The following is an 11,557-nucleotide window of genomic DNA, read 5'->3' on the forward strand; positions in this document are numbered from 1 at the left end:
GGCTCAGTGTGCGGCGGCGATGTCGCGGTCGGCTACGCGCCAGATCAGGCGATTGGTGTCGTAGCCTTGCTGACGCGCCCTGGCCAGCAGGCTCTCGCGCTCCCAGGCCGGCAGGCTCGGCGTACGCGACAGGATCCACAGGTACTTGCGGTCCGGGCTGCCGACCAACGCGGTCTGATAACGCGAGTCGACGTACAACACCCAGTACTCGCCCTTGGCCACACCAGGCGCCAGGCGGGTGAACCAGTTGTCGAACTCGACCCAGAGCTTGTCGGTATGCCCGGCCTCCTGCGGCGTGGCACTGCCTTCGGCGCGGATCCACTGGCCGTCGAGCATGCGGCAACGGTTGAGCACGCCGATGCTGCCATCTGGCCGGGCGTTGTAATGCGCCTCGGACTGCGCGCAGTCGCGCTGGAAGTACATCGGCAGGCGGGCCAGCTCGAACCATTTGCCCTGATAGCGCTTGAGGTCGACGGCGCCTGCCGTCTTCGGCGCCAACGGGTCATGGCTACCCGTGGCGCAGCCGCCCAGCAACAGGCTCAGGCACAGCCCAAGCAGCAGACTCAGGTGCCTCATTTAAGGCCCTGCCCGGAGTACATCAATACTTTGTCCGCTGCATACTGCACACTGATGAAGCTGTTCTGGTCACCCCAGGTGCAGCTGCTCATGCCTAGCGCGCCCGAGCACTCGGTAGGTGTACCCAGCAGTTGTTCGACCGCCGCGCGGTTCATGCCGGCGCTGAGTTTGGAGTAGTTTTCCTGGTTGATCTTGCTGCACGCAGTCAGCACGACGCACAACGACAACAGGGCGAGGGAACGCAGCGACATGAAGGGACACTCCTGGACACGGACATCAGGCGAGGCGCCTGTGGAGACCTTGGAGAGTAAAAAGCCTCCGTGGTTCCCTGACCGCAGCGCTTAAATGCCGGCCGTTGGTCGTCTGACTGGCCAACGACTCATGTTTTACCCGCACAAGTCGACACAACGAGCAGTGGAGCAGCAGCCTGCCCTACCCCCTGCCCTTCGACGTGCATTCGCGCAGACTCAGCCATGACCAAAAATCTCAAGTTCAGCCACAAGATCCTGCTGGCCGCAGCCCTCGTAGTCGCGGTCGCCTTCACTTGCTTCGTACTGTTCAACGACTACCGCCAACGCCAGTCGCTGCGCAGCGACACGCAGACGTCGCTGCAGGACCTGGGCAGCCTGACTGCCGGCAACATCCGCAACTGGCTCGACAGCCGCGTGCAGGTGCTCGACAGCCTGGCCCAGCAAGTGGCCGTCGATGGCCCTGGCAAGCCGAGCCTGGACCGTGCCCTGGCACTGCCGGTGTATGCCAACAACTTCCAGCTGAGCTACTTCGGCGGCCAGGACGGCAGCATGCAATCGGTACCCGCCGGCAACCGCGCCGCCGACTACGACCCGCGCCAGCGTGGCTGGTACAAGGCAGCAACTGCGGCTAACCAGACTATCGTCACCGAGCCGTATATCTCCGCCTCGGCTGGCAAGCTGGTGATCACCCTGGCCACGCCGGTGCAACAGGGCGTTCGCCTGCTCGGCGTGAGTGGCGTCGACACCGACCTGCAGACCATCAGCAAGCTGATCAACGCGCTGGACTTCGATGGCAATGGCCATGCCTTCATCGTCAACGGCGAAGGCAAGATCATGATCCACCCCAAGCCTGAGCTGGCCCTGAAAACCCTCGCCGATCTGTTCCCTGGCGACACGCCGCAGATCAGCAGCGGGCTGAAGGAAGTCGAGTTCGACGGGCGCAAGCAGTTCATCAACTTCACCCACGTCGACGGCATCTCGTCGGTCGACTGGTATGTCGCGCTGGTGCTCGACCAGGACGCCGCCTTCGCCATGCTCGGCGAGCTGCGCACGTCAGCAGCCGTGGCGACGCTGATCGCGATCATCGCCATCATTGCCCTGCTCGGCCTGTTGATCCGCGTGCTGATGCAGCCGCTGCACGCCATGGGCCGCGCCATGCGTGACATTGCCGAGGGCGAAGGCGACCTGACCCGGCGCCTGACCATCCATGCTCAGGACGAATTCGGCAGCCTTGCCCAGTCGTTCAACCGCTTTGTCGAGCGTATCCACGAGTCGATCCGCGAAGTGGCCTCGGCGACCGGCCAGGTGAATGCCGTGGCCGGCCAGGTGGTGACTGCCTCCAACGCCTCGATCAACAACGCCGATCAGCAGTCGAGCCGCACCAGCAGCGTTGCCGCTGCAATCAATCAGCTCGGTGCCGCCGCCCATGAAATCGCCCAGAACGCCGCGCTCGCCTCACAGCATTCGACCGCCGCGCGCGGTCTGGCCGAAGAAGGCCAGCAGGTGGTCGGGCAAACCATCAGCACCATGCATCAGCTGTCGGCGCGCATCAGTGACTCGTGCGAGAACATCCAGACGCTCAATTCGCACACCAGCAACATCGGCCAGATCCTCGATGTGATCACCGGCATTTCGCAGCAAACCAACCTGCTCGCGCTGAACGCTGCCATCGAAGCCGCCCGCGCGGGCGAGGCCGGGCGTGGTTTTGCCGTGGTTGCCGATGAGGTGCGCAGTCTGGCCCACCGCACTCAGGAATCAGCGCAGCAGGTACAGCGCTTGATCGAAGAGCTGCAGGCCGGCGCGCAGATGGCGGTCAGCACCATGAACCAGAGCCAGCAGCAGAGCGAGCACAGCGTGGCGATTGCCAATCAGGCCGGTGAACGCCTGGGCAGCGTGACCCAGCGCATCGGCGAGATCGACGGCATGAACCAGTCGGTTGCCACCGCCACCGAAGAGCAAACGGCGGTGGTCGAGTCGATCAATCTCGACATCAGCGAGATCAATACGCTGAATCAGGAAGGCGTGCACAACCTGCAGAGCACCTTGCGTGCCTGCAACGACCTGGAACATCAGGTCGAACGGTTGCAACAGTTGGTTGGCAGTTTCAGAATCTGAGCCGGGTGCTGCCCCATTCGCCTACGCAGATGGGGCAGCCGCTCAGCGCTGCATCAGAACCGTGAACCCGGCTCGAGCAGGAAATCCATCTCTTCATCGGTACTCGGACGGTCCAGCAGCAGATTGCGCTGCGGGAACCGGCCAAAGCGCTCGATCACGCGCTGATGCTGCTCGGCGTAGTCGAGGAAGCCTTCGAACAGACGGCGGTTGGCCTCCGGTTGCTCGTCCAGCAACTGCCGATAGCGCTCGACACTAAGGTGCTGCCAGTCGAGCACCTCGGCGTGTTCCAGCACCAACAGCACGAACACCCGCTGGATCGGCAGCAACTGGTAATCCCAGTCATGCTGCAAACCCTGCATGGCCACCACCTGCGCGCGCCGGTCACCTTCAAAGGCGCGCGGCGTGTCACGGTAGATCATGCGCGGCAGTTGATCGAGCAGCAGGATCAGGCCAAGCCAGCCCTGCGGGCTTTGCTGCCAGTCTTCGAGACCACCCGCCAGGGCCTGCTCGCACAGCGCGCCGAAACGCTCGCGCGCCTCGTCATCATGGTGCTTGCCGAACCACAGCGTGCTCTTCTCGTCAGCCACGGCCTGCGGGCTCTTGCCCGGACCGAACCACCACTCCAGCAACGGCTGCCAAGGTGCGAGCATGATTTATTCCTTGTGGTAGGCCGTAACGCGCTCGACCTCTTGCTTCGAGCCGAGGATTACCGAAACGCGCTGGTGCAGGCTGTCCGGCTGGATGTCGAGGATGCGTTGCTCACCGTTGGTGGCAGCGCCGCCGGCCTGTTCGATGATGAACGACATCGGGTTGGCCTCGTACATCAGGCGCAGCTTGCCTGGCTTGCTCGGCTCACGCGAATCGCGTGGGTACATGAACAGACCGCCACGGGTGAGGATGCGGTGCACATCAGCCACCATCGAGGCGATCCAGCGCATGTTGTAGTTCTTTTTCAACGGCCCGGTCTCACCGGCCAGCAACTCGCCGACGTAGCGCTGGATCGGCGCTTCCCAGTGACGCTGGTTGGACATGTTGATAGCGAACTCGGCAGTGCTCTCCGGCACCTGGATGTTCTCGTGAGTGAGGACAAAGCTGCCCAGCTCGCGGTCCAGGGTGAAGCCTTTGACGCCGTTGCCCAGGGTCAGGATCAGCATGGTCTGCGGGCCGTAGATCGCGTAACCGGCGGCGACCTGCTCGGTGCCAGGCTGGAGGAAGGCGTTTTCGTTGAGGGTTTCGTTCTGGCTCAGGTATTCCTGCGGGCAGCGCAGAACCGAGAAGATGGTGCCGACCGAAACGTTGACGTCGATGTTCGACGAGCCGTCCAGTGGGTCGAACACCAGCAGGTAGGCACCCTTCGGGTATTTACCCGGGATCTGGTAGGCGTTGTCCATTTCTTCGGACGCCATGCCGGCCAGGTGACCACCCCACTCGTTGGCTTCGAGCAGAATGTCGTTGGAGATCACGTCGAGCTTTTTCTGCACTTCGCCCTGTACGTTTTCGGTGCCCATGCTGCCCAGCACGCCGCCGAGGGCGCCTTTGGACACGTGGTGGCTGATTTCCTTGCACGCGCGCGCCACCACCTCGATCAGGAAGCGCAGATCGGCAGGAGTATTGTTGCTGCGGGTCTGCTCAATCAGATAGCGACTCAGGGTAACGCGGGACATGTATGGCTCCGAAAGGGAAAGAGGGTGAAAAACCCTCGCAGTTTACAGTAATGCCGATGGTTTGGCGTAAAGGCTAGCTAGCAAACACACTCGCCTGGCCGATCAGACGGTCGAACCGTAGTCTAGTTCAGCACGGCACCGGCCGGTGGTCGGCAGGTGCCCTGCCATGGTCAGCTCAATCCAATGCCTTCCAGATCTCGGTCGCGTACTCGCGTATGGTCCGGTCCGATGAGAACCAGCCCATCCGCGAGGTATTGAGCACCGCCACCCGCCACCATTGTTCCGGCTGGTGCCACAGCTCATCGACCTTGCGCTGGGCATCCCAGTAGGCGTCGAAATCGGCGCAGAGCAGGAAGCGGTCATGGTCGATCAGCGAGTCGATCAACTGGGTATAGCGCGACGGGTCATCCGGCGAGAACACCCCGCTGCGAATGGCGTGCAGCACATCGCTGAGGCGGTGCGACTCCGCCACCGCCGCACTGGCACCAAAGTCACCCGCGCGTTTGCGCGCCTCGACCTGCTGCGCCGTCAGCCCAAAGATGAACATGTTCTCTGCACCGACCTGCTCGCACATCTCGACGTTGGCGCCGTCCAGGGTGCCGATGGTCAGCGCGCCGTTGAGGCCGAACTTCATGTTGCTGGTGCCGGACGCTTCGTAGCCGGCGGTGGAAATCTGCTCGGACAAGTCCGCCGCCGGGATGATGCTCTCGGCCAGGCTGACGTTGTAGTTGGGCAGGAATACCACCTTGAGCAGGCCGCGCACAGTCGGATCGTTGTTGACCACCCGGGCGATGTCGTTGGACAGCTTGATGATCAACTTGGCCTGGTGATAGCTGGCGGCCGCCTTGCCGGCGAAGATCTTCACCCGCGGCACCCAGTCGGTGCTCGGCTCGGCGCGAATTGCCTGATACAGCGCCACCGTGTGCAGCAGGTTGAGCAGCTGGCGCTTGTACTCGTGGATGCGCTTGACCTGTACGTCGAACATCGCCTCGGGGTTGACCGTCACGCCGACGCGGTCCTGGATGATGCTCGCCAAGGCACGCTTGCTGTGCAGCCGCTGCGCAGCGAACTGCTTGCGAAACGCCGGTTGCTCGGCGAACGGCTCAAGATCCTTGAGGCGCACCTCGGCGTCATCCAGCACCTCGCGCCCGAGGGCCTCGATCAGCATCGCAGTAAGCTGCGGGTTGGCCTGGTGCAGCCAGCGGCGGAAGGTGACGCCGTTGGTCTTGTTGTTGATCCGATCCGGGTAGAGCTTGTGCAGCTCGGAGAACACCGTGCTCTTCATCAGCTTGCTGTGCAGCGCGGACACGCCGTTGACACTATGCGAACCAAGAAACGCCAGATTGCCCATGCGCACGCGGCGGCCGTTGTCTTCTTCGATCAACGACACCGCGCGCAACACGTCGAAATCGTGCTGGCCTTTGGCCCGCAGGGCATCGATATGGTAGGCATTGATTAGATAGATGATCTGCATATGCCGCGGCAGCATGCGCTCCATCAGCGCCACCGGCCAGGTTTCCAGCGCTTCGGGCAACAGTGTGTGGTTGGTGTAGGCCAGGGTGCCGACGGTTACTTCCCAGGCTTTGTCCCATGGGATTTCATGCTGGTCGACCAGCAAGCGCATCAGCTCCGCAACCGCAATCGAGGGGTGGGTGTCGTTGAGCTGGATCGCCGCCGCATCAGGCAGGTTGAGCAGGCTCTTGTGCATGTTCAGGTGCCGGCGCAGCAGGTCTTGCAGCGAGGCGGAAACAAAGAAGTACTCCTGGCGCAGGCGCAGTTCCTGGCCCGCCTCGGTGCTGTCGGCTGGGTAGAGCACGCGCGAGATGCTCTCGGCGCGGGCCACCTCGGCGACTGCACCCAGGTGGTCACCGGCGTTGAAGCGCTCCAGGTGCAGCTCTTCCAGCGCGCGTGCACGCCACAGGCGCAGAGTGTTGACGCTGGACCCGCGCCAGCCGACTACCGGCGTATCGTAGGCAACCGCCCGCACGGTTTCGCCGGGGGTCCAGATCTGCCGTTGCTGGCCGTCGGCAGCCGTCACGGTTTCGACGCCACCACCGAAGCTGATCGGATAGATCACCTCGGCCCGTTCGAACTCCCACGGGTTGCCGAAATCCAGCCAGTTCTCGGTTTGCTCCTGCTGCCAGCCATCGACCACGGCCTGGCGGAACAAGCCGTGCTCGTAGCGGATACCGTAGCCATGGGCGGCAATGCCCAGGGTCGACATGCTTTCCATGAAGCACGCCGCCAGCCGGCCAAGGCCACCATTGCCGAGCGCGGCGTCCGGCTCCAGCAGGCGAATGCGATCGAGGTCGACACCGAGGCCATCCAGCGCCTCGCGGGCGATTTCCAGGTAGCCGAGGTTGCTCAGGCTGTCGTACAGCAGCCGGCCGATCAAAAACTCGAGGGAAAGGTAGTAGACGCGCTTCTGGCTACGTCGGTAGGCCTGCCGGGTGTGGTCCATCCAGTGATCGACCATATGGTCGCGCGCAGCCAGGGCAATGGCTTCGAACCAGTCGTGATCAAAGGCGTGCTCCGGGTCCTTGCCGACCGCGTAGGTCAGCTTGGCCAATACAGCGGCACGGAACTCGGTGACCTCGACGTCACGTGCTTTGGGTTGCTGAGACATGTGACATCCTCGGGCAAGTGGGCAAAGGCAGGAGAGTGTTCAGACTAGACCCTTCGACAGGGGCTGGCAGTTGTTGTTCGCAGTTTTCATGCCGAAAAGCATAATCGGGCGAAAGGTTGTTCACAATTTGAACAACTCCGGTATCATCGCGCGCCCCTACACCGTGATTCGCTCCTTATAACTATGAAACCGACCCTGATTGCCGCGGCTGAAGTCGACCGCCTCGATACCTGGCAGCGCTACTCCAGCCATATGTGCGGGGGCTGCCATTCGACCTGCTGCACGCTGCCGGTGGAAGTGAAGATCAAAGACCTGATCCGTATTGGCGTGGTCGATGACTTCGACAAGGACGAGCCGGCCAAGAACGTTGCCAAGCGCCTGCAGAAGGACGGCATCATCGAGCGTTTCAATCAGAAGTCAGGGATCTTCACCTTGACCCGAATGAGCAACGATGATTGTCTCTATCTGGATCGTAAGAGCCGCCTGTGCACCATTTATGACAAGCGCCCCGATACCTGCCGCAACCACCCCAAGGTCGGCCCACGGCCGGGCTTCTGCGCTTACAAGCCAAAGGTGGTTGGACGCTGAATAGCCGGGGCTGCTGTGCGCCCCTTAAAGCCACCAGACAAACAAAAACGCCCCCGGTCTCGCGACCGGGGGCGTTTTTATTCAGCTAGATCTGGATTCAGATCTTGGCTTTCTTGGCAGCGCGGGTACGCTCGCTTTCGTCGAGGATCTTCTTGCGAAGACGGATCGACTTAGGCGTGACTTCGCACAGCTCGTCTTCCTGGATGTATTCCAGAGCCTGTTCCAGAGTGAAGCGAACCGGCGGAACCAGAGCGATGGTTTCGTCTTTACCCGAAGCACGCATGTTGTCGAGCTTCTTGCCTTTGGTTGGGTTTACACCCAGGTCGTTGTCGCGGCTGTTTTGACCGATGATCTGACCGTAGTAGATCTCTTGACCGTGTTCGACGAACAGCTTGCCGCGCGCCTGCAGGGTTTCCAGCGAGTAGGTCAGAGCCTTGCCGGTTTCAACCGAAACCAGTACGCCGTTCTGACGGCCGGACATGTGGCCCGACTTGACTGGAGCGTAGCGATCGAAGATCGAGGTCAGGATGCCAGCACCGTTGGTCAGGGTCAGGAACTGGTTACGGAAACCGATCAGACCACGAGCAGGGATGTTGTATTCCAGACGCACACGGCCTTTGCCATCCGGGACCATGTTGCTCAGGTCGCCTTTACGCAGACCCATCTCTTCCATGACCTTGCCCTGAGCTTCCTCTGGGATGTCGATGGTGACGTTTTCGAACGGCTCTTGCTTGACGCCGTCGACTTCACGAATGATCACTTCAGGACGGCCCAGGGCCAACTCGAAGCCTTCGCGACGCATGGTTTCGATCAGTACCGACAGGTGCAGTTCACCACGGCCGGAAACCTTGAACTTGTCGGCCGAGTCGCCTTCTTCAACGCGCAGTGCAACGTTGTACAGCAGCTCTTTGTCCAGACGGTCCTTGATGTTACGCGAGGTCACGAACTTGCCTTCTTTACCGCAGAATGGCGAGTCGTTGACCTGGAAGGTCATGGAAACGGTTGGCTCGTCGACGGTCAGCGGCTTCATCGCCTCGACGTTCAACGGGTCGCACAGGGTGTCGGAGATGAACAGCTCGTCGAAACCGCTGATGCAGACGATGTCGCCGGCGGCAGCTTCTTCAACGTCGACACGGTGCAGACCGTGGTGACCCATCAGCTTCAGGATACGGCCGTTACGCTTTTTGCCGTCGACATCGATGGCAACAACCGGAGTGTTTGGCTTGACGCGACCACGGGCGATACGGCCAACGCCGATAACACCGAGGAAGCTGTTGTAGTCCAGAGCGGAGATCTGCATCTGGAACGGGCCGTCACGGTCAACAGCAGGTGGTGGAACGTGGTCGACAACCGCTTGGTACAGCGGGGTCATGTCTTCGGCCATGGCAGTGTGGTCCAGGCCGGCAATGCCGTTCAGGGCCGAGGCGTAGACGACCTGGAAGTCCAGCTGCTCATCGGTAGCGCCGAGGTTGTCGAACAGATCGAAGATCTGGTCCAGAACCCAATCAGGACGAGCGCCCGGACGGTCAACCTTGTTGATTACAACGATTGGCTTGAGGCCAGCTTCGAATGCCTTTTTGGTCACGAAGCGAGTTTGCGGCATAGGGCCGTCTTGGGCATCGACCAGCAGCAGCACGGAGTCGACCATCGACATTACACGCTCAACTTCGCCACCGAAGTCGGCGTGGCCGGGGGTGTCGACGATGTTGATGTGGTAGCCATTCCAGTTGATGGCGGTGTTTTTCGCCAGAATGGTAATACCGCGCTCTTTCTCCTGGTCGTTGGAGTCCATGACGCGCTCGTCATTGAGCTCGTTACGCTCCAGGGTGCCCGACTGACGCAGGAGTTTGTCGACCAGAGTGGTTTTACCATGGTCAACGTGGGCGATGATGGCGATGTTACGCAGATTTTCGATCACAAATGTATCTCGATCAGAGGATTCGGTTGCCGCCCATTCTAGACGGCCAATATGAAGGTAAAAGGCTCAGCGGGCCCGCGGGTCGGGAGGGCGATGGCGGATGCTGCCGCCATACAGCCCTGGCAGTTTATGCCGGACGATAAACACGCACATTGGCATGTCCCTCACTGAGCAGATGATGCGCATGCAGGCGACTCATGACGCCCTTGTCGCAATAAAGTAGGTACTGACGATTGCCATCGAGCTGCTTGAAGCGGCTGTTGATGGCATAGAAAGGCATGGCCTGGACTTCGATACCGTCGATCACCAAAGGTTGATCCTCTTGCGCATCGGGGTGACGAATGTCGATGACGATCTGGCCTGGAGTGGCCTCGGCCACCTCTTCAATCTGAATGTCCTGGCTCAGTTCGTCGATCACATGGTCGATCGAAATGAAGCGGGCACGCTCCAGCGCGCGCTCCAGGATCTGCATATCGAACTGGGCCTCCTCATATACAACCCGCTGCGGTTTGGCGCAGGTAGTCGGGTTGACCGAGATGACGCCGCAGTATTCTGGCATGTGCTTGGCAAACTCGGCTGTGCCGATCTGATAAGCGGTATCGATGATGTCCTGTTTGTGGCTGGCCAGCAGCGGACGCAGTACCAGCTTGTCAGTGGCCTGGTCGATCACTGTCAGGTTGGGCAGGGTCTGGCTCGACACCTGGGAAATCGCCTCACCGGTGACCAGCGCGTCGATCTGCAGGCGGTCAGCAATGTTGGCCGCTGCGCGCAGCATCATGCGCTTGAGGGTGACGCCCATGTAGCTGTTGTCGACCTTGCCGAGAATCTCGCCGACCACTTCTTCGAACGGCACGCTGATGAACAGCACGCGCTGGCTGCTGCCGTATTTTTTCCACAGGTAGTGAGCGACTTCCATCACCCCCAACTCGTGGGCACGGCCGCCGAGGTTGAAGAAGCAGAAGTGGGTCATCAGGCCGCGACGCATCATCTGGTAGGCAGCCACGGTGGAATCGAAACCACCGGACATCAACACCAGAGTCTGCTCCAACGCGCCCAACGGATAACCGCCGATACCTTGATGCTGATTGTGGATGACGTAAAGGCGCTGATTGCGGATTTCCATCCGCACCTTGATTTCCGGGTTCTTCAGGTCGATACCGGCGGCGCCGCACTGCTGGCGCAACTGGCTGCCAACATAACGGTCAACATCCATCGAGGTGAAGTCGTGGTGGCCGCCCCGCTTGCAGCGTACGGCGAAGCGCTTGCCGGCCAGCAGATGGCCGTAATGCGCCTTGCACTTCTCGACGATATCGTCGAAGTCGCCCAGCGGGTATTCCTCTACCTGAAGGAAGTGGGTGATCCCCGGCGTGCACGACAGCCGGTCGATGATCTCGCGCTGAAGCTTCTCGTCTTCGAGGCGGGTGACCACTTCGAGATTATCCCAGACACCGTCAACCTTCAGCTCAGGGTCGATATCCTTGAGCACGTTGCGGATGTTCTTCGAGAGCTGACGGATGAAGCGCTTGCGCACCGGCCGGCTCTTGATGGTGATTTCTGGGAAGACTTTGACGATGAGTTTCATGGGTAAACAGCGCGCCCAGGGCCTGCCGAAAATGAGGGGCGCGAATTATAGCGGAAATTGCTCAGGATTTGACCAACTTTTGAACAGAAAGGTTTGAGATGAGTGCAAGAGATTGATTTTGCCGCGCCTGTGTCGGCCCTTTCGCGGCGATCCGGCGTCCCGCTAAGCCCGCTCCCACAGGATGGTGCAAAGCCCGACTCCACCGCTATCCCTGTGGGAACGGGTTTACCGGGACGC

At 61.0% G+C, this 11,557-nt stretch carries 9 protein-coding genes and 1 pseudogene; 3 read left to right on the forward strand and 7 right to left on the reverse strand.

The genetic code is table 11. From position 1 onward, the window contains the following. Positions 1–3 precede the first annotated feature (3 nt). Together HU736_RS15685 and bamE are read right to left on the reverse strand one after the other, a co-directional pair. Positions 4–576 (reverse strand): lipocalin family protein, encoded by a 573-nt coding sequence (locus HU736_RS15685; protein WP_103435746.1) that lies wholly within the window; start codon positions 574–576, stop codon positions 4–6. Next, positions 573–827 (reverse strand): outer membrane protein assembly factor BamE domain-containing protein, encoded by a 255-nt coding sequence (gene bamE, locus HU736_RS15690; protein WP_101315637.1) that lies wholly within the window; start codon positions 825–827, stop codon positions 573–575. Before bamE ends, HU736_RS15685 begins: the two co-directional genes overlap by 4 nt. A gap of 222 nt (positions 828–1,049) precedes the next feature. Here bamE and HU736_RS22270 point away from each other — a divergent pair. Together HU736_RS22270 and HU736_RS22275 are read left to right on the forward strand one after the other, a co-directional pair. Next, a pseudogene (locus tag HU736_RS22270) lies at positions 1,050–2,087 on the forward strand (HAMP domain-containing protein); the annotation flags it as partial. 69 nt (positions 2,088–2,156) lie between these two features. Continuing rightward, entirely contained in the window at positions 2,157–2,942 is a 786-nt protein-coding gene (locus tag HU736_RS22275) for a methyl-accepting chemotaxis protein (RefSeq protein WP_411563235.1), read from the forward strand. Positions 2,943–2,995: 53 nt separating this feature from the next. On the opposite strand, the gene HU736_RS15700 is transcribed toward HU736_RS22275, so the two are convergent. From HU736_RS15700 to HU736_RS15710, 3 genes are all read right to left on the reverse strand, one after another. After that, the gene (locus HU736_RS15700; RefSeq protein ID WP_101315633.1) at positions 2,996–3,592 is read right to left on the reverse strand and encodes a DUF924 family protein; all 597 of its coding nucleotides are present in this window, start codon (positions 3,590–3,592) and stop codon (positions 2,996–2,998) included. A 3-nt stretch (positions 3,593–3,595) separates the two neighbouring features. Further along, the gene (locus HU736_RS15705) at positions 3,596–4,606 is read right to left on the reverse strand and encodes a class 1 fructose-bisphosphatase (RefSeq protein ID WP_103435744.1); all 1,011 of its coding nucleotides are present in this window, start codon (positions 4,604–4,606) and stop codon (positions 3,596–3,598) included. 175 nt (positions 4,607–4,781) lie between these two features. Continuing rightward, complete coding sequence (locus HU736_RS15710; protein WP_103435743.1) at positions 4,782–7,232, reverse strand: glycogen/starch/alpha-glucan phosphorylase; 2,451 nt, start codon at positions 7,230–7,232, stop codon at positions 4,782–4,784. 183 nt (positions 7,233–7,415) lie between these two features. Between HU736_RS15710 and HU736_RS15715 the strand changes: the two genes are divergently transcribed. Further along, positions 7,416–7,820 carry a YkgJ family cysteine cluster protein gene (locus HU736_RS15715; protein ID WP_101315626.1) on the forward strand — a complete coding sequence of 135 codons (405 nt, stop codon included), beginning with the start codon at positions 7,416–7,418 and terminating at the stop codon, positions 7,818–7,820. A 97-nt stretch (positions 7,821–7,917) separates the two neighbouring features. Here the strand turns inward: HU736_RS15715 and typA are convergent, their stop codons facing one another. Together typA and thiI are read right to left on the reverse strand one after the other, a co-directional pair. Next, a complete protein-coding gene (gene typA, locus HU736_RS15720; protein WP_103435742.1) occupies positions 7,918–9,738 on the reverse strand; it encodes a translational GTPase TypA in 1,821 nt (606 codons plus the stop codon). Positions 9,739–9,865: 127 nt separating this feature from the next. Continuing rightward, positions 9,866–11,320 carry a tRNA uracil 4-sulfurtransferase ThiI gene (gene thiI / locus HU736_RS15725; protein ID WP_103435741.1) on the reverse strand — a complete coding sequence of 485 codons (1,455 nt, stop codon included), beginning with the start codon at positions 11,318–11,320 and terminating at the stop codon, positions 9,866–9,868. Between the last annotated feature and the right edge of the window lie 237 nt (positions 11,321–11,557).

This window comes from Pseudomonas shirazensis (genome assembly GCF_014268785.2).
GTDB lineage: Bacteria > Pseudomonadota > Gammaproteobacteria > Pseudomonadales > Pseudomonadaceae > Aquipseudomonas > Aquipseudomonas shirazensis.